This is a genomic window from Exiguobacterium indicum HHS 31, from assembly GCF_001939065.1.
In the GTDB taxonomy this organism is placed as follows: Bacteria; Bacillota; Bacilli; order Exiguobacteriales; family Exiguobacteriaceae; genus Exiguobacterium_A; species Exiguobacterium_A indicum.
Map to the genome: position 1 here is coordinate 439120 of NZ_MPSZ01000001.1, position 23476 is coordinate 462595.

The following is a 23476-nucleotide window of genomic DNA, read 5'->3' on the forward strand; positions in this document are numbered from 1 at the left end:
ATCAATTCATGCATCCTGTATGAGTCGATAGAACGGCTATAGATAGCGCATTCATTTTAATGTGACATACTATTTAGAAAAGTTGTATCACATTTAAGAGTGTGCTAAAATGAGTAGGAATTTGTGAAAAAGAGAGAGGATGATTGTTTTGACGAACATGACGACAGTAGAACAATTAGCAATTAATACGATTCGTACCTTATCGATTGATGCCGTACAAAAGGCGAACTCGGGTCACCCAGGTATGCCAATGGGAGCAGCGCCGATGGCATTCTCGCTTTGGGCGGATCATATGAACCACAACCCTAAAAATCCAGAATGGTTCAACCGCGACCGTTTTGTACTTTCAGCCGGACACGGTTCGATGCTTCTCTACTCACTCCTCCACCTATCGGGATATGATCTATCAATGGATGATCTTAAATCATTCCGTCAATGGGGATCAAAAACACCAGGTCACCCGGAATACCGTCACACGGCTGGTGTAGATGCGACGACAGGTCCACTTGGTCAAGGGATTGCAATGGCAGTTGGTATGGCGATGGCAGAACGTCATCTTGAAGCAAAATACAACCGTGACGATCTCAACGTCGTCGATCACTTCACATACGGAATTTGTGGAGATGGAGACTTAATGGAAGGTGTCTCAGCTGAAGCGGCTTCACTCGCAGGTCACCTTGGTCTTGGTAAATTGGTCGTATTGTATGATTCAAACGATATCTCACTTGATGGCGATCTCGATAAATCATTCTCTGAAAACGTCCAGAAGCGCTTCGAAGCGTACAACTGGCAAGTCATTCGCGTAGAAGACGGAACGGATATCGATTCGATTTCGAAAGCAATCGCGGCGGCACAAGCAGAGACGACAAAACCAACATTGATCGAAGTCAAGACAGTCATCGGTTTCGGTTCACCGAACAAATCAGGGAAGTCGGCTTCTCACGGTGCACCACTCGGTGAAGCGGAAATCAAATTGACGAAAGCTAGCTACATTTGGGATCACGAAGAGTTCTACGTCCCTGAAGAAGTCAAATCATTGTTCGACGAGCGGATCGTCCAACGTGGTGCTTCTGCGGAAGACGCATGGAACGAAACGATGAAACAATACGAAGCAGCTCATCCAGAATTGCATGCGGAACTCGTTCGCGCGATCGCAAACGAATTGCCAAGCAACTGGGAAGCAGATCTTCCGACGTACGACTTGTCATCGAAAAAAGCGACACGTCAAACGAGTGGTGAAGTCTTGAACGGTCTTGCGAAGAACGTTCCGACATTGTTCGGTGGTTCAGCTGACCTTGCAGGATCGAACAACACGATGCTCAAAGGCGAAGCAGACTTCGATATCGACCCAAGCGGTCGTAACATCTGGTTCGGTGTACGTGAATTCGCAATGGCTGCGGCTGTCAACGGTATGGCACTTCACGGCGGCGTCATTCCTTACGGTGCGACATTCTTCGTCTTCTCGGATTACCTCCGTCCAGCTGTTCGTTTAGCAGCATTAATGGGGCTTCCATCAATCTTCGTCTTGACGCACGACTCGATCGCTGTCGGGGAAGATGGTCCAACACACGAGCCAGTCGAGCACTTGATGAGCTTCCGTGCAATGCCGAACGTCACGATCTACCGTCCAGCAGACGGAAAAGAGACGATCGCAGCATGGAAAACAGCGGTTCAAGCGAAAGACAAACCGACACTTCTCGTCTTGACACGTCAGGGTCTTCCTGAACTTGAAGGCACGACGACAGAGGGTGCTGAAAAAGGTGGTTATGTCATCGCTGGTGACGTCACGAAAGCTGATACGCTCTTGATCGGTACGGGTTCAGAAGTTCACCTTCTTGTCGAAGCACAAAAAGAACTTGGTGAATCAGCAGCTGTCGTTTCGCTTCCATCATGGGAAGTATTCGAAGCGCAGTCAGCAGAGTATAAAGAATCAGTTCTTCCAAAACACATCACGAAACGTGTTGCGATCGAAGCAGGCGCTTCGCTCGGTTGGTACAAATATGTAGGAACAGAAGGACAAGTCATTGGAATCGATCGTTTCGGCGCATCTGCGCCTGGAGACTTCCTCTTGAAAGAATACGGCATGTCTGTTGAGAACGTTTTAGCGACAGTCAAACAACTCGGATAATCTTTTCCGGAAAAACGGGTCCGATCTTACGTCGGGCTCGTTTTTCATCTATTATCATCTATGCAAACAATTGGAATTATAGTATAGTAAAAAGCGACGTTTTAAGTTAGAGGAGGAAGCAACTTGGCTACATGGATTTGGATTTTAATTGCCCTTCTTTGCTTGGTAGCAGGTGTCGCCCTTGGTTTCTATATCGCTCGTCGATACATGATGAACTACTTGGAGCAAAACCCACCAATCAACGAAGATATGATTAAGACATTGATGATGCAAATGGGTCAAAAGCCATCACAAAAGAAAGTCAACCAAGTGATGCGTTCAATGAGTGGTTCAATGAAATCACCTAAAAAATAAGCTGTACGAAAGGGGACCGAATGGTCTCCTTTTTATTTGCTATTTTTTAGAAAGAGAACTAATCTAAAATGTGAGACTATTTCAAATAATCATAGGATTTAAAAAAGGGGGGAGACTTGAATGGGAGTCTTCAGGAAACTCGGTTGGTTTTTCCGACGAGAATGGAAAGCATATAGTCTTGGGGTCGTCAGTTTGATTTTTGTAGCGGCGTTAGAGTTGATTCCGCCAAAAATCATCGGGACGACGGTCAACGGTCTGAGTGAGGGAAGCTTAACGAAAGATGATTTGATTCGTCTCGCAGGTACGTTGTTGCTCATCGGGGTCGCGACATATATCATTCGTTATTTTTGGCGCTTTTATATCTTTGGGGCATCGATTCGTCTCGGTCGATTATTGCGCAGCCAACTGTATGGACATTTTTCAGATTTGGATCAATCGTTCTATAAGAAATATCGGAGCGGGGACTTGATGGCGCATGCGACGAACGACGTACAGGCGGTATCGATGACAGCAGGTGCCGGTATTCTCACGCTCGTCGACTCGGTGACGATGGGGAGCTTCGTCATCATCACGATGGTCACGACGATCAGTTGGAAATTGACGCTCGTATCACTTCTACCGATGCCGCTGATGGTCTACTTGACGTCACGCTACGGGAAAATGCTGCATTCGCGTTTTCATAACGCGCAGGAAGCATTCTCCGATTTGAATGATAAGGTCGCGGAAAGTATTAGTGGTGTCCGCGTCTTAAAAGCAACAGGGGAAGTGGAATCTGACGTGCAGACGTTTACGGATCTATCGAATGACGTCGTCCAAAAGAACCGTCGTGTCGCAAAAATCGATGCTTTATTTGATCCGACGATTTTTGGATTAGTCGGTCTATCGTACATCATCGCTGTCGGATATGGTGCATACCTGTTACAACAAGGTGAAATCCGAATTGGTGACATCGTCTCATTCACTACATATCTTGGTTTATTGACATGGCCAATGCTTGCCTTCGGTTGGTTGTTCAACATTGTCGAACGTGGTCGTGCTTCCTACGATCGGATCGAGCGAATGCTTGCGATCGAACCGGAAATTAAAGATGCGAAGGAAGCAGCAACAAGTGTTTCCTCACCTGAACTCCACGTTGGGATTGAGCGTTTCATCTATGATACGCAACCGGTCTTACAAGACATCGATGTGACGTTGAAGCCCGGTAAATCGCTCGGGATCGTCGGAAAGACAGGTGCTGGGAAATCGACGTTCGTTCGCTTATTGTCTCGCGAATACGACGTCAAACAAGGCGCCATCACGATTGGTGGACGAGACATCAAACAATTGACGCGTGACACCGTCCGTCGTCAAGTGGCGATCGTTCCACAGGATCATTTCTTATTCTCCGCGTCGATTGCTGATAATATTGCCTTTGCAAAACCGGATGCATCAATGGAAGACATCATGGAAGCAGCGCGGATCGCAGCGGTTCATGATGATATTCTTGGGTTTAAGGAAGGGTACGCGACGATGGTCGGGGAGCGTGGGGTGACGTTATCCGGCGGTCAAAAACAACGGATCTCGATTGCCCGGGCATTACTAGCAGACTGTCCGATTTTAGTGCTCGATGATGCCTTATCTGCGGTTGATGCCAAAACTGAGGAAGCGATCATCCACCACTTCCGCACGGCGGATCACGATCAGGCACAAATCATCGTTGCTCATCGCCTGTCGGCTGTGTCACATACCGATGAGATCATCGTCCTTGAAGACGGTCGGATCATCGAGCGAGGCACACATGAGCAGTTACTCGCTCATGACGGTTGGTATAAAGAGACGTACGATCGCCAGCAACTAGAATCACTCGTCGAACAAGGAGGGCGTTCCGAATGAATCATGATATCAATGAAAAAGCCGTCCTGAAGCGATTGCTTGATTTCGTCAAACCGTTCAAAAAGCAGGTCAGCATCGCCTTCATCCTGCTGTTCATTACGACAGCGGCAAAACTCGGCGGACCGTATCTCGTTAAGATTTTCATTGATGAATACGTCGCACCGGGTACGTATCCGGTACAAGAAGTCGCGCTCTTGTTTACAGCGTACTTGTTACTGCATACGACAGGGATCATCGTCGATTACTTACAGGCGTTCGAATTCCAAAAGATTGCCTTGCAAGTCATTCAACGCTTACGGATTGATGTGTTCCGGCACGTCATGCACTTACGGCTTGCCTATTTTGACCGGACGCCTGCTGGAGTGCTCGTGTCCCGGATCACGAACGATACGGAAGCGATCAAGGAGCTCTACATCGGTGTCCTGTCGACATTCGTGCAAAGCGGCGTTCAGTTGATTGGAACATATATCTTCCTCTATCTGCTAGAGCCGCGACTCGCGACGATTGCGTTACTATTGTTACCGCTGTTTTATTTCATCATTTGGATTTACCGGAAGTATTCGACGAAGTATTACGCGGAAGTCCGCGATTTACTATCGAAAATCAATGCCCAACTGAACGAATCGATCAACGGGATGGCAATCATCCAACAATTCCGCCAAGAAAAACGCTTAATGGCAGAGTTCGAGGAGACGAACGTCGCCCACCAAAATGGACGTTATAAGAACTTGAAGCTCGATAGTTGGTTACTGCGACCAATCATTGAATTGTTACTGGCGGTTTCGATCGCAACACTCGTAACATATTACGGTGTCCTATCGTTCTCGCAAACGGTCCAAGTCGGTGTCGTCTATGCCTTCATCAGCTACATGGAGCGGATTTTCCAACCGGTTCAGCAAATCATGCAACGGTTGTCCGAGTTCCAACAAGCTGTCGTCTCAGCAGACCGTGTGTTCAAGGTCCTCGATACGGATGAGCCGGAACCAACGAAACAACTCGAAGGAGATGCACGAGTATCGGAAGGACATATCGTCTTTGAAGACGTGCGCTTTAGTTATGACGGAGAGAAAGATGTCTTGAAAGGAATTTCGTTCGAGGCGAAAAAAGGACAGACGATTGCCCTCGTTGGTCATACGGGAAGTGGAAAAAGTTCAATCATCAATATCTTGATGCGCTTTTACGCATACCAATCGGGTCGGATTTTGATCGATGGTCAACCGCTTGAGCAGTTATCAGAAGAAGAACTACGACAGCATGTCGGACTCGTGTTGCAGGATTCATTCTTGTTCACGGGAACGGTCGCGGACAACATTCGATTATTCGATAGTTCGATTTCCTTTGATCGTGTCGAAGCAGCTGCTAAATTCGTACAAGCGGACGGATTCATCAATCAACTGGATCAGCAATATGACAGTCCCGTTGCGGAACGAGGGGCGACGTTCTCAGCTGGGGAACGTCAGTTAATCTCCTTCGCACGCACGATGGCGCGGGATCCGAAAATCCTGATCCTTGATGAAGCGACGAGTTCGATCGATACGGAGACAGAGGAGAAAGTGCAAGTCGCACTTGAACGGATGCGTCAAGGGCGGACGACGATTGCTATTGCTCACCGTCTATCGACAATTCAAGATGCAGATTTGATTCTTGTATTGCATCAAGGGGAAGTGATCGAGCAAGGAAATCACCAAGAATTGATCGCACAAGATGGTCTGTATAAGAAGATGTATCAGTTGCAATCCGGTCATGTCACGGTTTCTTAAAAAATAGACAAAAAAAGCCTGCCAGGCGATCTCGCCCGGCAGGTTGTTTGTTTTGATTAGTAGACTGTAACTGTAACGTTTTGGCGTCCCCAGTTGAGTGCTTCTTGTTGTGAACCAACGAGAAGGTCAAGTTTGTTACCTTGGATTGCGCCACCACGGTCGAGTACGATTGCTTCACCAATGCCTTCGATGTGCATACGTGTACCGATTGGGTATTGTGAAGAAGCTGCTACGATACGCATACCATTGTACGTGATCGTATTTGTAACGTCATAACCGCTTGCTGTCAACGCACGACCGTTGTAGAGTTGGCTACCGTTGTTAGATGGGTCGTTCGTGTAAGCACTGACGTTCATCGTCACTTTCGTACCTGATTTTGCAGGTGTTGATTGTTTTGTTGCAGTAGCTGGTTTAGCTGCTGCTTTTGGTGCTGGCTTCGCAGCAGGTTGTGCTTTTGCTGCTGGTGCTTTCGATACGCCAGCGAGTGAAGTATAGTCGCTGTGTACGTAGCGCGTTTTACCATCGATTGTTGTTTTGATCCATGCACCAACTTTACCTTCTACGTTGACTTTTTCGCCTTTGTAGAGGTTACCGACATCTTTCGAGCTTGTCGTTGGTTGTGTGCGGACGTTTAGTACTGCCGTAGTAACTGTCGCTTTTTTAAAGTCGAATGAGCCTGCTGCAGACGTATACGCACCATGGACATAACGTTTTTGACCGTTAACTGTTGTTTTGATCCATGCGCCAGAACGTCCTTCGACATTTAATGTTTGACCTTTATATACATTGCCTACGTCTGCTGATGCAGTTGTAGGTGCTGTGCGTACGTTGAGTACTGGTGTATTTACTGTTACCGTTTCTGAGGCAGCCTCTGTCTCTTGGGCAAATCCTACTGATAGAGCTGTTGCTGCAAGACCGGCAGCGAAAACTGCTTTTTTCATTATTGATGTCCTCCTGACATATGCTGTGTTTACTGTTCCTACTTTACACGGCAAATCTGACCTGTGCGTTTACAGGTCAATGTCATTCGAGTTACAAACCGAGCTTTTGTGACAACAAGATTGCAAAAGGACGGTTTTTGTCATCGATAGGACATACTGATTATGAAAAACGGACGTTTATAGGTATTTTGGCTTACTGAATATAAAAAATTCGCACAATTCAACAGAAAAAAGCCTTAAAGATAGAAAGTGTTGAATCCTTCTATCGTCTGATGATGAAAAAGTGAAACGGATGATACGTAGATCAATACTTGACGATCGTCGTCACGCCGACCGCTGTCAGGTAAGAACGATGATACAATTCCTGCATCCAATCGTTAGCGGAAAGTTGAAACGTGCCGTGAATCGTTTGGTACGTTCGCTGGCGAATATTGATTTCGATTGGCTCTAGTAGCGGAGTGGACGGTAGATGGTCATGCATGCTGTCATTTTGATTTTCGATATAGAGCAGCTCGAGGACATCTCCTTCTTCCGTATGACGTTGTAGATAAATTATGAACTCCCACTGATCGGCACCATCGATCGTAGACAAGTAAGGTATCGTGAATTGTCCTCGCTTCAATGAGACGTATTTCAACCGCTTCGACTTCATGTACGTATAATTGAGGGAGATCGTCAGGTATATAAAGGGGACGAGAGCTAGAAATGAATGTAAGAGCGGACGTCAAGCACCCCATCAGAAATAAGAAGCCATAAAAAAGTCAGCATTCGCACTCGAATGCTGACCAGACCGTACATTTAAGATAATAGCGGTTCATTCGAACCGTGAATGGTATAGTTTTGGACAGTCCGTGAATATTCTAAAAGCAGGACATCAAGTTCATGGCTAAGTTGTAGAACACGCGGGGAGGTGAAGCTGGACTGGTCAGCTTGATGATATAGTTCGCTACGTTTGGCTTCGATGGCTAACGTCAATAGTTGTTGTGTCGTCATAGCAGTCTCCCTTACATTGGTGTCGTATCCATATTCTAGCAAGTCCATTTACGAGGTGCAATGAGATTTCAGTAAAATCGATGAAATGTAATTTTTTTGTAATTTTGGCGGACACGAATCTTTTGCAACTTTCTGTGAGATAATAGGTGCTAAATGCAGAGGAGTTTGGCAAAATAGAGGAGGAACTTCTTCTATAGTAGTAAAGAAAGGGGATGCTCATATGGAGCTCTCATTATGGTTAGCGTTTGGAGCAGGATTATTATCTTTCGTCTCTCCATGTACGCTACCACTGTATCCTGTGTTTCTCTCATACATCACAGGCGTGTCGGTAACGGATTTAAAAGAACGGGGCGTACGAGAAAAGCGATCCTTGTTTCATACGTTAGCGTTCCTCGTTGGTTTTGCGATGGTATTCGTTGTACTCGGTTTATCGACATCGTTGTTCGCAGATGTCTTTATCACATATCGAGATACGTTACGGATGGTTGGGGCACTCGTCATCTTCGTATTTGGGATTGTTCTCGTCGGATTATGGCAACCAACATTCTTGATGCGTGAAAAGAAACTGAATCTCGGGGAACGAAAAGGAGGATACGTCGGGACGGTACTCGTCGGAATCGGTTTTGCAGCCGGTTGGACACCGTGTACAGGTCCGATTCTCGCAGGAGTCATCGGATTAGCTGCGACCAATCCGAGTCAAGGCATGTTCTATATGCTCGCGTATGTCCTTGGCTTCTCGATTCCGTTCTTATTGATGGCGTTCTTCGTCGGTCGTTCGCGCTTGTTCGTGCAGTATAGTCTGAAATTAACGAAATTCGGAGGAGCCTTGATGATGGTGTTCGGAGTCATGCTGTATTTTGATGGCTTGAGTAAATTCGCAGCATGGATGAGTGACATCGTCGGATTCACTGGATTTTAATCAAGGAAGTGATCGGATGATTTGGATATCAACTGGGGTAGCGCTCGTCATGGGATTGCTGATCAGCTTCATTCGTGTGAAGGCATCAGCAAAACCGACGAATGCTAAAAAAATCTTGATCCCGCCCTTTGCGATGTCGACGGGGATGCTACAGTTTTTATACCCAGCATCCCGTCTGACATGGACGGAGGTAGCAGAAGCATTGCTCGTTGGAGCCATCTTCAGTATCTTTTTGATCAAGACATCCAATTTTTATGAAGCGGAAGGGCAAATTTATTTGCAACGTTCGAAAGCATTTTTCATCGTCTTATTCGGCATCTTACTCGTTCGGACGGTTGCGAAATTTTTCATCGGCGGACAGATCGATATCTTCGAAACGGGTGGGATTTTTTATCTCGTTGCCTTCGGAATGATTGCACCGTGGCGCTTCGCGATGTATATGAAATACAAACGAGTCAAGTCGGGCACCGTGCCGGTTGCGCACTTACCTCACTAAAAAAACCGCTGAAGGCGACTTCGGCGGTTTTTCGTGCATCCTTCAATTTTGGAAGTATAATGCGTAGTCTCGCCAGTCGATGGCGTGCTCCGTTAGTGCTTTTTTCAAGAATTTATGATCGCGTTTCGGTGTCGCAGAAATATATCCTTTGACGACCAGTTCGGATGTCATCTCTGTCGCCCGTTCTTCAAGTGCGAACTGTCCGATCCGCCCGGCAATCTTGCGGCGTGCGACATCACGAAATGCCGATGGAACCGGCATGACGAGAGCGTTCAACAATTCCATCGTCTCATCCGTCCAAAGATGTCGTGTTTGGTCGATGTACTCATCTTCCCAGTCCATCATCGATTTACCGTCTTCTTTCGGTAACTTCTTGAGGAACTTCCGGAACATGAAAAACCCGCCAATTGCCATGAGTGTGATCATGATAAAGCCCCAGAGCAGAATCCCGTTCATGAACCATTCCATGCGCGACTCATCCCCCTTTCACATCAAATATAGATTAGCATAAATCAGGTGGACGTGCTATGATGAATGACGGAGAAAGTGAGGCGAAAGAATGCTGCAACCATACGTACAATTGGACGAGACCGGACAGCCCCGTAAAGGTGTTTTACCTGAAACAGCGGACGGTCGGATCGTTGAATTCTATTATGATACGAAGGGTGAAGAGATCACGGTGATCTTCGTCACCGTTCCGGCAGAAGATGCGAGCCGGAAGCGTGCGTTTACGGTCGGGAAAACGTTCAAGACGGTTTCGACACTCGAAGACTTCACGTTACTTCACTATGAATGGGCAAATGACCAGATTTTTGCGACACTTGAGATGTTCGCGGATGGGGCGAAACGTCAAATCGACGCTTCGAGATTGCTCGACTATTAAAAAAGAAGGAGATGCGGATTGCCGCGTCTCCTTCTTTTGATATTCAAGAAATATGAAGTCGGATGACCTCGTCATGCAGTTCCACCTGACCACCAATCGGGAACGTGAACAAAGGACTCGTATGTCCGAAGTCGACATTCGCAAGAACCGGTACGTGCTCTAGGAATGGATAGAGTGAGATCAGATATCGCAGATGCTCTTCCGTCATCTTCGTTGTGAGTTGGAAGCGCCCGAAGACGATTCCGCGAATCGTTTCCGCGCCTGGTTGTGCCATCAATGAGGCGAAATCACGGGCGAACGTCGCTGGATGGACTTCGTAATCGTCTTCAAGGAATAAAATCGTATCCCGTAAATCAGGGAAGTGTGGTGTGCCTTGCAGGAGATTTAACGTACAAAGATTCCCACCGAGCAGACGACCACTTGCTTGTCCCGGAGATAAGAGAAGTGGACCTTTGTTTGGTAACGTAATGATATGTCCACGATCGGTATCACGCCAATGGACTGAAGGCTTGATCGTAACGGGTTCTGTTCCGAACAACACTTGCTTGAAGTAATCGATCGTATAAGCATCGCGATCACGGAAAGCCCGTAACATCGGTCCGGAGTAAGTGATTAATCCAGTGTTCGTTAGAATGGCGTGACTGAGTGCTGTGATATCGGAGAAGCCACACAGAATTTTCGGATGTGTCCGAATCAATTCGTAGTCGAGTAAGTCGACAAGTTCATTCGTGCTGAACCCACCGCGAACGCACAGGATCGCATCAACGTTCGGATCAGCGAACGCGGCATGGAGGTCTGCGACGCGTAACTCAGGATCACTGGAACCGAACGGATTGACGGCACGCGCATGTTGACTGATCGAGACACGTAATCCGAGCGATTCGAGCGTTTGGATCGCACCATCGATGATCTTCATCTCGACCGTTGAGAGGCTAGAAGCGGGTGCGATTAAGCGGACATGAGAACCATCCGTCAACTTCTTTGGCGTTAACGTCGGCAGGTGGGCAGCGATGATCTCTAAACGGTTACCGAATGGATCGGTTGTGAAGAAACGACGACGTGGCGCAAGGCGTGTGTCATGCTCAACCGGATAACCGGCAGCTTGAAGAGAATCGCTCAAGGCTTCGAACGCAGCGACGGTTAATCCAGGATGCGCTTTTTTAGCAGGGGAGAAGGGATCCTCGATGCCGAGATGAAGTGCTGCACCATGTTCTTCGAACCAGACGCCACCACTGGCTTGAACACCAGTCGGTTTTTGGACTTCCTTCATATGTAAAAGCCCGGCATAAAATGCACGGGCGCGATCTTCTTCGTTTTTCGGCATAGCGAGCTGGACATGATCTAACATGAAGACACTTCCTTTACGAATTAGATTCAGGCAACGAACTGAGTGATCCGTTTCAGTTCACGTTCGACGAGGTTCAAGTAGAAGACACCTTCGATCCGGCGATCGAGAGATTGTGCGATCTCATAGAGATTCGTCCGAAGCGCTGCGAGATACGACGCTTCCTCACCAAGAGATTGACGATGGGCGAACGCATAGTGAGCGAGTAAGAACTGAAGATACCCACGATCAGTCAAGAATGGAATCAATTGTTTTTTCTCTTCCATCGACCAGGTATAGTTCGTATCGTAATACATCTTCGCATATAGGTGGTACGGCTCGTCGCCACCTGTGAACAAGGTTTCGCCACGTTTAACTTCTTCGATCAAGCGTTCACTCCAATCGAAGCGTTCTTTTTTGCGACTAAGGAACAACGGTAGGATGTATGGATGTGCCTGATCCGGCATCCGTGAACAACCCCGTTCATGCCGAAGTGCTGCATAAAGTAACAAGGCACGATCTTCGAAGCCACGTTCGATCGCATACGTCATCCGGCTAAATGCTTCGCAGGATGGGCAATCACTAAGTTCGTCACTTGGCGCGTCAACCCATTCCGATAGATAATGATCGGCTTGTTCCTCGTCACCGAGTTTGCTATAGACCATGAAGCTGATATAGTCGCGCGTCCGAATAAAGCCATGCGTGTCACAGAAATCGATGAAGCGATCGAGATCTTCTTCGAGAAGCGAGACCGTCACGTCTTCTTGTTCTGCCATATAGATCAAGTAGGACTTGTAGTTCCAGTACAAATCAAGTTCTTGTTTTGGAGTCAGTGTCATCTCATCTTTTCGGATCCATTCCATCAAGAGCGTGAAGGACACAAGAAACGATCGGAAGTGTCCTAAATCAAATTGATTTTGTGAAAATGTCCATAAGGAGAGGAAGCGGAGTGAATCATCAGCTGTTTCCTCAAAGATGGCCCATAAGGCCTCACCGCGTGCAACGGAGGGTTCTTCTTCCTTTAAACGAAGATATAAGAGATGGAGTTCTTCTTGAGGGTTCATCTGTACCCCTCCTTTCTTATATAAGTATACCACGAGCGTTTTGAGAAATCGCAATTGAGCGAGGACGGAATAAAAAAAGATTCCGAACCCGCTCAATCGCGGTTCGGAATCATTTCAAGTATTTGTGGATGAGTTTCAGCTGTCGGATGTAGCAAATCATGTACTGTGTAACCATTGAGTACTTGATGGAACGCCGCAATGGCATCATCGAAAGCATCACGTGCTGGATTGAGCGAAGGAATCTCGTGAATGCCTTCTTGCGGATCGAGAAAATGAACGGTTGGTTCAAACAGTTGTACGACGTCACCGATATGAATTGCATCCGGAGGGCTCGCTAATCGAAAACCACCTCCACGACCACGGACAGATTCAATCAGACCACTCTGTCCTAAACGATAGACTACTTTCATCAAATGATTCTTAGAAATGTCGTAACAATCCGCTACTTCCTGGATTCGGACTAAACGATCGGGATGAGCTGCTGCGAACAGCAGGGACCGAATCGCGTAATCCGTATAACGTGTCATGCGCATTTTCATCACCTACTTAACACACATACTAGGGGGGGAGGCAAGCATTTACAACTTTCAATGTGCAAAAAATAAGATGCATTTTAGAGATTGTTTTTGAGAGTGGATTCACGCATAATGGACGGTGAAAGGTAGGTTAAATTATGCATTTCGATCAGGCATTACACCTTTTGCAACAGCTCGGTCCATCGATGGAGCAAAAGGGATTGCGGATCGCGACGCGCTTCTATGACTCGCTCGAGGCGACGTACGAAGAAGAATTGCGCGCGCTTCGAGAAGCAGGAGCTCAGGACGGAACTCGCGCATTACGGATTTTACGCCTGAGTCAATTACTGAACCAGATTACCAACCAGCACGAATCGAGTGAACTGTTTAAATTGATTTTGCTGAATGAAATCGATCAGACGAAATCGTTTCTGCTGACGTACCCGGACATCATCAGTCGTGAAATTCTTCAAGCTATTCAAATCGAATATGACCTTAAAGAAGATGCACCTTTACTTCAAGCATGGGCAATTGTTCACCATCAACTCGTCGATACGTGCCGCCATTTTTGTAAATACCGTCATGCTGAAAATTGGCGTCAACAAGATATTTTGTTGATCGCAGAAGAACATCATCTCGGAGCCGTCATCGATGAAGCCAGGCACGCGCTCTTGAGTGGTCGAAAAACGACATTGTTACATGTCTCAGCTGAGGAACTGGCAGAACGAATGTTAGCGAATGTCGTATCCTTGACGACGAAAGGGATGGTCGTTCATCACATTCGTCAAGAAGGATGGGAACAACAGATGCACGAATTCTTGACGATGATCACGGCGAATGATCCGATTGTCTTCGTCAGTGGATCGACGAATTTCATTGAAGAAATCCAGCAACGACTTGATCCGCTACCGGTCCTGTTCGGTCCGTTCGTAGCGGCAAATCAATTACCCTCTTAACGAGAAAAGCGATGTGTAACGCTCTGACAAAAGTCGGAGCATGACACATCGCTTTTTTAAGCTGATTTCGTTAAGCGTTTCGCACGTTGAATCGACCGGTCGAGTGCGAGATAGACCCCACCTGAGACACAACATAGCAGTCCGACGAATCCGAGCGCAAAGTCACCTTTTCCGGTATCAAGGAATAACGATCCGAGAAGCGGTGCGGTGACGCCGCCAATCAACCACTGGAGACTCGCAGCACCGTTGTACGTTCCGCGGAGATGTTCTGGTGCGATCAAAGCGATGAACGTCATCTGCACAGGAGACATGATCATCTCACCGAGCGTATAGAACGCATAAATCGCAAGCAATACCGTCACGAGCACGACATAACTCGTTCCGAGTGAGAACAGGTAAGACGGCACGAATGCGAGAAAAATCATGCCGATCCCGAAAATCGAGGCGCCGAGCAACATGACTTTTCCGAATGCCTTGCCGGACAAGCGAGCAGCGATCGGGAACTGGAACAAGACGACCATGATTCCGTTCAGTGCCATCAAGTAAGGAAACGGATTTTGTTTCGTCGGTAGTCCCGGCAGTGCTTCCTTCAAGAAGACCGGTAACATACTCTCGACGAGGGCAAATCCCATCGAGATGAAGACACCCGCCCCGATGAAGATTAAAAAGACATGATCCTTCCGCAATACAGTGAGCGGTGATACTTTGACTTCGTCCGTCTTTTCGATATACTCCGGTTTCGTTTCTTCGATGAAGAAGTAGAGAACGAGTCCGTACAGGAAAAAGACGAAAGCGGCAGAGTAGAAGATGAGTGAACGGTCAACGAACAGGACGGCACTTCCGAGAAGTGGACCGAATGCGGCCCCGACGTTATGCCCCATCCGGAGCAGACCGAACGATTCGTTCAGGCGTTCTGGTGGTGTGACGTCAGCGACCATCGCGCTTGCTGCTGGATGGAACAGTGAACTCGATAAACCGAGCAGCGCGTTCAACGCGAGAAGTGGTCCGAATGAATCAGCGAACGAGAAACCGATTAAAGCAATGACGTCCCCGATGATCGAGAGGACCATCAGTGGTTTTCGACCGAATTTATCGGCGAAGTGACCACCGAGAACGGCGCCGACGAGCGACATGATCGGTCCGGTCGCCATGATGACACCGACCAAGAAGTAGGAATCGAGTCGATCCGCATAATAAAGAACTAAAAATGGTGCAATCATGAACATCATGATCCCCGTGATCGTTTCCCCGACGAACCGGATCCAGATGTTGCGATCAAGCTGTTTGAGTGCGTTAAACATAGTGAAAACCCCTTATATTCCGTTTTTAGACAATAGAAAAGACGGATACGCACAAATATGGGCATACCCGTCCTAATATAAGAGGGCAGCATGTACGTATACGCATACGCACACCCTGCTTAATTAAAAATTAAACGATTGGGTGACGTACAGTTGTAGCCGATACAAAGACAGTGTGGACAGATGTCCGGGCTTGATGGAATACCATTGTACGTCTCCTCCTTCTGTAATAGTAAACTTCCTAGTCATCGTAAAGAAGATCGTGATGAATTGTCAACTTTAAATCTGAAAATTGAGTCAATTAAGTGAAATGGACGAGACCTTGAAAATTCGGTATGATAGACTAGTTGCGAAAAAGATTGATCGGACTTTTGAATATATCGGTGAAAGGAACTACCATACATGACAAACATTCTACAAACGGAAGTCGAAAAGCGTCGGATTTTCGGCATCATCTCCCACCCGGATGCGGGTAAGACGACATTAACTGAAAAATTCCTCCTGCACGGAGGGGCAATCCGTGAGGCAGGTTCTGTCAAGGCACGGAAAAACTCGAAATTTGCGAAATCCGACTGGATGGAAATCGAAAAACAACGCGGAATCTCTGTTACGTCTTCGGTCATGCAATTCGAATACGATAAAAAGATCGTCTCAATCATGGATACACCAGGTCACTCGGACTTCGGTGAAGATACGTACCGGATCCTCACAGCTGTTGACTCAGCAATCATGGTCATCGATGCAGCGAAAGGGATCGAGTCGCAAACGAAGAAACTGTTCCAAGTTTGTCGGATGCGCGGTATTCCAATCTTTACGTTCATCAATAAGATGGACCGTCAAGCGCGTGACCCACTCGAATTGATGGAAGAACTCGAAGAAGTCCTCGGTATTCCGTCTGTTGCTGTGACGTGGCCAGCTGGTTCAGGTCAACAGTTCGAAGGGGTCTATGACCGTGTCAAAGGACAATTCCATTGTTTCAAGAACGATCGTAAGTCGATCGAACTCGGTGAGGAAGGTCTCGCGAACGAAGAACTCGCGACGACGATCAACTCGGAAATGTATGAGACGTTGATGGATGAAGTCGACTTACTCGACGGCGCAGGTAACGAATATGATGAAGAATTGATCGCAAAAGGTGAACTGACTCCAGTCTTCTTCGGATCAGCACTCGTCGATTTTGGTGTCACACCACTTCTTGAACATTACTTGAACTTGTCTCCTTCACCGACACCACGCGAGTCGAACAAAGGGAAAGTCGAGCCGGCACAAGACTTCTTCAGCGGTTTCGTCTTCAAGATTCAAGCGAACATGAACCCGAACCACCGTGACCGGATTGCGTTCGTCCGTATTTGTACGGGTAAATTTGATCGTGGAATGGACGTCGTCCTGACACGGACAGGCAAGAAGATGAAGTTATCTCAATCGACACAATTCATGGCGGATGAGCGGGAAACGGTCAATGAAGCGTTCGCAGGAGACGTCATCGGGTTGTACGATTCAGGCAACTATCAAATCGGTGATACAATCACGAACGGTGATCCATCATTGCAATATGAAGCACTCCCAACGTTCGCACCAGAACTCTTCTTGAAGGTCTACACGAAAAACGCCTTGAAGTCGAAACAGTTCCAAAAAGGTGTCGAACAGCTCGCGCAAGAAGGTGCGATCCAGGTCTACAAGACGGAATACAACGAAATCATCCTCGGAGCGATCGGACAACTCCAATTCGAAGTCTTCGAGCACCGGCTCAAAGGCGAGTATGGCGTTGACATCTTGAAGGATGCCGCGAACTTCCAAGTCGCAAAATGGATCAAGCCAGCAGAAGTCGCTGCCGTCAAACAATTGACGGATTCTCGGACGGTTCTCGTCTACGACCGTTGGGAGAATGCCGTGTTGTTATTCGCGAATGATTTCGTCTACGAGCGGTTCGTTCAGAAAAACGAAGGAACGATCACATTGGTCGATTCACCGCAACAACTCTAAGTTTTTGACGGACTACTTTTCGAAGTAGTCCGTTTTTTCGTTCCTGAAATCTCGTTTGATGGCAAGCGAACAAGGGTAAAAACAGAGCGAGTTTGAATTCATATGAAAAAGGAAGGTGTCATGTGATGGCGAAACGGTTTGTTGGAATCTATCAGGATCAATCGAGTCTGGAACGAAAAATCGAGGAATTGAAACAACAGGGGCATCATGATTCAGATTTTTCTGTCGTCGGTCGAGATGACGCGGCAGACGAAGCATCGGGTGCAAGTTGGATTGATCAGGTCAAATCAAAATTTTCTAAAGAACCACCGCTCCGCGAGACATTAAAACGTGTCGGACATTCGGACGATGAGGCAGAACGGCATTACGCAGAAGTCGAGCGTGGCGGTCTTGCATTGTTCGTCAAAGATCGAGATCACGATCATGACCACGACCATGAGCACCATCATCACCATGACCACGATCATGATCATGACCATCGGCACGATGATAACAAGGTCGAAAATCCAGGGAACAACGCCTATGAATCCAATCACCGCGGGGACGGTGAGAAGAGCGACCGGGCGAAGTGGAAAGCAGACGATCTCGACTAATACCTAGAAGTGAAGGCGCCGATATCGGTGATCTTCACTTTTTTTCTCGCGTCCGGAGTCGCAAAGCGAGATGTGAGAGGAATCGAGGTGCTATACTGAGAGCATCGAAGAGGTGATATGACATGAAAAAAATAGTGACAGCTTTAGCAGGAATTGGTCTTGCCAGTGCTTGGTTCATTAACCGGTACCCAGTTTTCGGGAAACGACCAAGCCGTGCAGAGCGGCTGAGTTTCGAACGATCAGATCGTTTTGTCGACGGGAAGTTCAAAAATGAGATGGATTTCCAGTTGAAGATGGAATGGGACTCGATGAAAAGTATCTTAAAGGATTACGGAAGAAACATTCCGAATCTGCGTCCTGTCAAAGCGTTACCGACGCTTCCGTATCAGCGACGTCAAGACGATAGTGAAACACCACGTGTCACATGGTTCGGACATTCGGCATTTTTACTCGAACTCGATGGGCAAACGATTTTCTTTGACCCGATGCTCGGGCGCGCACCATCACCGTTTCCGAAACTGGGCGGAGGACGTTTTCAAACGACGCAGAAGGTTGATCTCGAACGTCTACCGTTGATTGATGTCGTCGTCTATTCGCATGATCATTATGATCATCTCGATTATCCATCCGTCCTCGCCTTGAAAAATCGAGTCGGTCGCTTCATCGTGCCGCTCGGTGTCGGAAGTCGTCTCCGTGGATGGGGCGTCTCGGCTGAGCGAATCACGGAACTCGACTGGCATGAATCGACACAAGTCGGTGGCATCAAACTGACAGCGGCTCCTTCGCGCCATTATTCAGGACGAAATGGTCTTGATCAATTTTCAACGCTATGGGCGTCATGGGTCATCGAAGGCTCGCAAAAGGTCTTCTTTAGTGGCGATAGTGGATATGGTCCACACTTCAAAGCAATCGGCGAACAATATGGTCCGTTTGATTTGACGATGATGGAATGTGGACAGTACGATGTCCGGTGGTCCAATTCGCATATGTTACCGGAACAAACAGTTCAAGCTCATCGAGATGTCAAAGGTCGCGTCCTGATGCCGATTCACTGGTCTGCTTTCATCCTCGCTTTTCATGCCTGGTTCGAACCGGTCGAACGGTTGCTCAAGGAAGCGAAACGCGATGAGATTCCGGTTCTGACACCAATGATCGGGGAAAGTGTGACACCCGATAGCACGACACGGAAATGGTGGCGGGAAGTGCGTTGAGTAAGATCGCTTTTTGATTTTAATTGAATGAAATGAGAAAAAAGTAGCCTTTTCGAATCAAATCGAAAAGGCTACTTTTTTAGGTGAATAAACAGACGAGATGTTCATCCTTGACCCTTACAGGAAAGCGAGGATGATGACATCGTTCGGTCGTACAATACCATTTAGCTCGCCAATCGATCCGCTTGTTTCGCGCGACGTGAGCGAACTTTTTCGATGATTTCGAAACCGAGCACAAGCATCGTTCCGACGAGTAATCCGTTACTGAGGAACGGACGAAGCGTCAAAGGCAGGACTTCCGCGATGACGGTCGATTGCAACAAGATACTGATGCCGATGACGGCACTGATCGCAAACGCATGGCGGCGGCGACTGTTCTCCATGTTACTTTCCGCAGACTGCCAGGCAATCAGGAACATGTGCGGCAATGTCGCAAGCAACGCGGCACTCGCAACGCTACGCGGTAATGTCGCGATGATCCCGATCAAGCTTGGGAAGAAACCGATCAGTGCGATGACGAGCGAGGCAATCAAGAACGGGCGACGTTTCCGGCTTCCCGTTTGCGCGATGAATCCGCTCGTGATGGGTAATGGCACCGGGACAAGCGTCGAGAATGTAGCAGCGAGTAAATGAATGACACCTTCGATGGATAATCCTTGGTGCAGACGTCCTTGTTTTTGAAGCGTCGCTTCGACGGCGCTTAAAGCGGCAATTAAATTGACGACGAGCAAGATCGCGAACGGAATCGCGACAAGGAATGCACTGCCGTCAAACTGTGGCCATCCGAACGGTAGCGCTTGCGGTGGTGCGAACAAACTAGATGATGCAGGAAGCGACGGACGGCTGACGAGCCAACCGACGATGATTCCGATCATCAAGGCAAACGGACGTAAGCGACTCGGGCCAAATTGGCTGAGTCCGAGCACGAGCAAGAACGTGACGATTCCGGCGAGGCGTGTTGCCTCGACGGCGAGAACGGCACCGAGCATAACACCTGTCAATTGAATACATAATAAGAGCAAAAACGTTCCGCTGACGAGCGGTGTAAAGACGGGTAATAAGTATTTCGTCCATCCTGTCAAACCGAGAATGATGAGGACGACGCCGGCAATGACGACGGCTGCCATCGCGATTGTAAAGGCCGTTTTTGAATCGACCGGTAGTGCGGCGATGACGACGAAGATGCTGACCCATGATCCGGCAGGTCCCGATACGATCGGAAGCCGGTGGCCGAAGGCTCCGTGTAGGAAACAGGCAATCCCGCCTACAAAGAACGACCGTTGGACAAGGGCAGCAGTCTCAACTGATGAGAGGTCGAACAGACTGGCGACGACGATTGGTAAAGCAATCGTGTTCGCGAGTAAAAAGACGATCCACTGGAAGGTAGAAGTCGTTTGTTTCATGAAAAAGCTCCTTTCTTAAACTTCAGATATTCCTGCATCATAGCATATGATTGATGTTATGATTCATATATCTTTATACATGAAAACATATGAAAGAGATGATGAATATGGATTTACGCCAGTACCGCTATTTTTGTGCGGTCGTCGAGGAACAATCCGTCACGCGAGCAGCGGAGCGCTTACGGATGGCACAACCTGCCTTGACGCAGCAAATTCGGCGAATGGAAGAAGAGCTAGGTGTTCGTCTGATTGAGCGGGCAGGGCGCGGGATCCGGATTACCTCGAGCGGCAACCGCTTATATGAACGAGCAGTCTCTTTGCTGCAGTTCGAGCAGGAGACACGGATGGAAGTGAGCGATATCGAAGCCGGGCGAACAGGGATTTTGCGAATTGGTGTCAACACATTATCAGCCAGTCGGCTCGTCGAATGGATTGAACAGATGAAACGACGGCATCCTGGCATTATCTTACAAGTTCACCAAGGAGAATCGAGTGCGCTCATCGAACGGTTGAAAGAACGGTCGCTTGACGCAGCGTTCGTCCGTCTACCGATTGATGCGCAAGGGATTTCGATTGAATGGATGGAAGAAGAACCGTTTCATCAAGTCTGGCACCCCGATCACCCGACCGCGGATCTCATCATTCCGAGTCAAGAAGGACTCGGTGTCTTTCAGACGTTAAGTCAACGGCTCAGCGTCGTATCGCAAGAGACATGTTCCGATGTTTTGACGCTGATCGGACTTGTCCGCAGTGGACAGGCGGTGACTGTATTGCCGGAGAGTACGTTGCGGGAACTGGATATGACAGGACTGCACCAGACATACCTATCCGGTGCCGCGAGTACGACAGCCTTCGTCTGGTTGACGGAGACGGGACCGACGACACTGACGAAACAATTCATTGAAATCATGAAAGAAACAGCAGAATAATTAAATGGATAGGAAAGAAAGGAACGATCGTATGAAAACGATTCAAGGCACGTATGGAGAAGCAAAGATTTTCACGGATAACGTCGACGACCTGACGATTAAGCAAGTCACAGCTATGTTAGAGGAACAATTTGCGACAGACAGTCGCGTCCGGATCATGCCAGATTGCCATGCTGGAAAAGGGTCTGTCATCGGAACGACGATGCATGTGACGGACGAGGTCGTACCGAACCTCGTCGGTGTTGATATCGGTTGCGGCATGTTATGTACACGACTTGCTGAACAAGAACCAATCGATTATGCGAAACTTGACGCGACGATTCAGCGTCTCGTTCCAAGTGGCATGTCGGTACGTCAGCAAGCTCATCCATTGTCCGAACAGGTACCGTTTGATCAAGTACTTGCACCGTTTAACGAGACACGGGCACGATTATCAATCGGTACGCTTGGTGGAGGGAATCATTTCATCGAACTGAACCAGGATGCAGCAGGACAGCGCTATCTCGTCATTCATTCTGGTAGTCGCAATCTTGGGAAGACGATTGCCGAACATTATCAAGCAGAAGCGGAAACGGCACGCTTCCAATTTGACGCGGACCAAGTCATCGCCGAATTAAAACAACAAGGGCGCGAGTCGGATATACAGACGACCTTACAGCAATTGAAGGAAAAACGGTCTACGTTTAACAAAGATTTAGCATCTGTTTCCGGCGAAGCGATGGAGCGTTACCTCCATGATCTTAAGATTGCTCAACGATACGCAGCATTGAACCGTCAGGCGATGACCGAGGTCATTTTCGAGGCGATGGGATGGACGGTAGCGGATCAATTCGATACGATCCACAACTACATCGATCTTGACGCGATGATTCTACGAAAAGGTGCCATCTCTGCAAAAGCCGGCGAGCGGGCAATCATTCCGATGAACATGCGTGATGGTTCCTTAATCGTCGTAGGAAAAGGAAATCCCGATTGGAACTATTCCGCGCCACACGGGGCAGGTCGTATCATGTCGCGGTCAAAAGCATTCAAAACGGTTGAACTGGATGCGTTCGAAAAGACGATGACTGATGTCTGGTCAAGTTCAGTCGTCGCATCGACGCGTGACGAGTCGCCGTTCGTCTACAAACCGATGGACGAAATCATCCGTAACACGAAAGAAACGGTCGATGTCGTCGAGATCATTAAACCACTGTACAACTTTAAGGCGAAGTGATGGAAGGATATCAACAATGGGGGAGGATGTTCTATGAACTATAAGGGGACTATGCTGATTCTGTTTTCAAGTGTGTTTTTAATCGCTGGATGCACGGATGAGGCGGTCACGACGGAACAGAAAAAAGTAGAAGTCAAAACTACTACGCATACGAATCAGACGAAACACCCCATCTTAAATCCAGTTCAGTATGAAAAGCTGTTCAAGCATATGAATGAACACTTGAAGATGGGTCAGTTTCAGTTGAAGGATAGTACGATCGGTGCAGACTTCACGGCTGTCGACCAATCCTTGAGTTTTGGTAAGAGACGTTGGTTGACTGTTGACGGAACGATTGATACGCCATCGACCCAGGAGACACTTTATTTTGAAAACCAAAAACAAGATACGCAGTTAGCGATTCATTTTGCGTATACGGATCGATACATAGGCAATGATCTGGTTCAGTATCAATCAAACGGTAGTTACGGCGAGCTCCTCATCATTAGCTACAAAAACATCCTCATATCCGTACAACAAAATTCATTAAACAAAGTAGATCCTGACACGACACAGGAAGCAGCAAAACAGGTGATCCAGGAATTAAAAAACGTCCCCGTTTAAAACGAGAACGTAAAGGTGACAACTCTGATTTG

The 23476-nt window shown here is 47.8% G+C and carries 23 protein-coding genes; 14 read left to right on the forward strand and 9 right to left on the reverse strand.

The features are described 5' to 3' along the window. The first annotated feature begins 139 nt into the window (after positions 1-139). From tkt to N179_RS02255, 4 genes are all read left to right on the forward strand, one after another. Positions 140-2128, forward strand: a complete 1989-nt coding sequence (tkt, locus tag N179_RS02240) for a transketolase (protein WP_075642073.1) — start codon at positions 140-142, stop codon at positions 2126-2128. A 123-nt stretch (positions 2129-2251) separates the two neighbouring features. Next, positions 2252-2482 carry a YneF family protein gene (locus N179_RS02245; protein WP_012370001.1) on the forward strand — a complete coding sequence of 77 codons (231 nt, stop codon included), beginning with the start codon at positions 2252-2254 and terminating at the stop codon, positions 2480-2482. Between the two features lie 120 nt (positions 2483-2602). Then, complete coding sequence (locus N179_RS02250; RefSeq protein WP_075642074.1) at positions 2603-4354, forward strand: ABC transporter transmembrane domain-containing protein; 1752 nt, start codon at positions 2603-2605, stop codon at positions 4352-4354. Beyond that, the gene (locus N179_RS02255; protein ID WP_075642075.1) at positions 4351-6114 is read left to right on the forward strand and encodes an ABC transporter ATP-binding protein; all 1764 of its coding nucleotides are present in this window, start codon (positions 4351-4353) and stop codon (positions 6112-6114) included. Before N179_RS02250 ends, N179_RS02255 begins: the two co-directional genes overlap by 4 nt. Positions 6115-6170: 56 nt before the next feature. Here N179_RS02255 and N179_RS02260 read toward each other — a convergent pair whose 3' ends face one another. From N179_RS02260 to N179_RS02270, 3 genes are all read right to left on the reverse strand, one after another. Further along, on the reverse strand, positions 6171-7055 hold the full coding sequence (locus N179_RS02260; protein ID WP_023467777.1) for an SH3 domain-containing protein: 885 nt from the start codon (positions 7053-7055) through the stop codon (positions 6171-6173). 304 nt (positions 7056-7359) lie between these two features. Next, a complete protein-coding gene (locus N179_RS02265; RefSeq protein ID WP_075642076.1) occupies positions 7360-7692 on the reverse strand; it encodes a hypothetical protein in 333 nt (110 codons plus the stop codon). Positions 7693-7853: 161 nt separating this feature from the next. After that, the gene (locus tag N179_RS02270) at positions 7854-8096 is read right to left on the reverse strand and encodes a Spo0E family sporulation regulatory protein-aspartic acid phosphatase (RefSeq protein ID WP_338083373.1); all 243 of its coding nucleotides are present in this window, start codon (positions 8094-8096) and stop codon (positions 7854-7856) included. A 172-nt stretch (positions 8097-8268) separates the two neighbouring features. Here N179_RS02270 and N179_RS02275 point away from each other — a divergent pair, with 172 nt between their 5' ends. Both N179_RS02275 and N179_RS02280 read left to right on the forward strand, forming a co-directional pair. Beyond that, positions 8269-8967, forward strand: a complete 699-nt coding sequence (locus N179_RS02275; protein WP_023467780.1) for a cytochrome c biogenesis CcdA family protein — start codon at positions 8269-8271, stop codon at positions 8965-8967. 16 nt (positions 8968-8983) lie between these two features. Then, a complete protein-coding gene (locus tag N179_RS02280) occupies positions 8984-9463 on the forward strand; it encodes a CcdC family protein (RefSeq protein ID WP_035398107.1) in 480 nt (159 codons plus the stop codon). A gap of 42 nt (positions 9464-9505) precedes the next feature. Here the strand turns inward: N179_RS02280 and N179_RS02285 are convergent, their stop codons facing one another. Continuing rightward, entirely contained in the window at positions 9506-9931 is a 426-nt protein-coding gene (locus N179_RS02285) for a DUF2621 family protein (RefSeq protein ID WP_023467782.1), read from the reverse strand. A gap of 91 nt (positions 9932-10022) precedes the next feature. Here N179_RS02285 and N179_RS02290 point away from each other — a divergent pair, with 91 nt between their 5' ends. Then, positions 10023-10346, forward strand: coding sequence for a hypothetical protein (locus tag N179_RS02290; protein WP_075642077.1), 324 nt, complete (start codon positions 10023-10025; stop codon positions 10344-10346). Positions 10347-10389: 43 nt separating this feature from the next. On the opposite strand, the gene N179_RS02295 is transcribed toward N179_RS02290, so the two are convergent. The 3 genes from N179_RS02295 to N179_RS02305 all read right to left on the reverse strand — a co-directional run bounded on the left by N179_RS02295 (position 10390) and on the right by N179_RS02305 (position 13267). Further along, the gene (locus tag N179_RS02295) at positions 10390-11694 is read right to left on the reverse strand and encodes a VOC family protein (RefSeq protein WP_083639876.1); all 1305 of its coding nucleotides are present in this window, start codon (positions 11692-11694) and stop codon (positions 10390-10392) included. A gap of 26 nt (positions 11695-11720) precedes the next feature. Next, the gene (locus N179_RS02300) at positions 11721-12734 is read right to left on the reverse strand and encodes a hypothetical protein (protein WP_058713292.1); all 1014 of its coding nucleotides are present in this window, start codon (positions 12732-12734) and stop codon (positions 11721-11723) included. A gap of 92 nt (positions 12735-12826) precedes the next feature. After that, positions 12827-13267 (reverse strand): RrF2 family transcriptional regulator, encoded by a 441-nt coding sequence (locus N179_RS02305; protein WP_023467786.1) that lies wholly within the window; start codon positions 13265-13267, stop codon positions 12827-12829. Positions 13268-13407: 140 nt separating this feature from the next. Between N179_RS02305 and N179_RS02310 the strand changes: the two genes are divergently transcribed. Further along, a complete protein-coding gene (locus N179_RS02310) occupies positions 13408-14205 on the forward strand; it encodes a hypothetical protein (protein ID WP_023467787.1) in 798 nt (265 codons plus the stop codon). A 56-nt stretch (positions 14206-14261) separates the two neighbouring features. Here N179_RS02310 and N179_RS02315 read toward each other — a convergent pair whose 3' ends face one another. Beyond that, positions 14262-15506, reverse strand: coding sequence for an MDR family MFS transporter (locus tag N179_RS02315; protein WP_023467788.1), 1245 nt, complete (start codon positions 15504-15506; stop codon positions 14262-14264). A gap of 402 nt (positions 15507-15908) precedes the next feature. Here N179_RS02315 and N179_RS02320 point away from each other — a divergent pair, with 402 nt between their 5' ends. The 3 genes from N179_RS02320 to N179_RS02330 all read left to right on the forward strand — a co-directional run bounded on the left by N179_RS02320 (position 15909) and on the right by N179_RS02330 (position 19293). Continuing rightward, complete coding sequence (locus N179_RS02320) at positions 15909-17489, forward strand: peptide chain release factor 3 (RefSeq protein ID WP_058713293.1); 1581 nt, start codon at positions 15909-15911, stop codon at positions 17487-17489. Between the two features lie 125 nt (positions 17490-17614). Further along, positions 17615-18082 carry a YflT domain-containing protein gene (locus tag N179_RS02325; protein ID WP_058713294.1) on the forward strand — a complete coding sequence of 156 codons (468 nt, stop codon included), beginning with the start codon at positions 17615-17617 and terminating at the stop codon, positions 18080-18082. A gap of 122 nt (positions 18083-18204) precedes the next feature. Continuing rightward, the gene (locus N179_RS02330) at positions 18205-19293 is read left to right on the forward strand and encodes an MBL fold metallo-hydrolase (RefSeq protein ID WP_075642078.1); all 1089 of its coding nucleotides are present in this window, start codon (positions 18205-18207) and stop codon (positions 19291-19293) included. Positions 19294-19457: 164 nt separating this feature from the next. On the opposite strand, the gene N179_RS02335 is transcribed toward N179_RS02330, so the two are convergent. Continuing rightward, positions 19458-20696 carry a purine/pyrimidine permease gene (locus N179_RS02335; protein WP_075642079.1) on the reverse strand — a complete coding sequence of 413 codons (1239 nt, stop codon included), beginning with the start codon at positions 20694-20696 and terminating at the stop codon, positions 19458-19460. Between the two features lie 107 nt (positions 20697-20803). On the opposite strand from N179_RS02335, the gene N179_RS02340 reads away from it, so the two are divergent. The 3 genes from N179_RS02340 to N179_RS02350 are packed head-to-tail and all read left to right on the forward strand — an operon-like array spanning position 20804 to position 23444. Continuing rightward, complete coding sequence (locus N179_RS02340; RefSeq protein ID WP_075642080.1) at positions 20804-21625, forward strand: LysR family transcriptional regulator; 822 nt, start codon at positions 20804-20806, stop codon at positions 21623-21625. A 31-nt stretch (positions 21626-21656) separates the two neighbouring features. Further along, on the forward strand, positions 21657-22841 hold the full coding sequence (locus N179_RS02345) for an RNA-splicing ligase RtcB (RefSeq protein WP_023467794.1): 1185 nt from the start codon (positions 21657-21659) through the stop codon (positions 22839-22841). Positions 22842-22874: 33 nt separating this feature from the next. Continuing rightward, complete coding sequence (locus N179_RS02350) at positions 22875-23444, forward strand: hypothetical protein (protein ID WP_075642081.1); 570 nt, start codon at positions 22875-22877, stop codon at positions 23442-23444. The last annotated feature ends 32 nt before the right edge of the window (positions 23445-23476 follow it).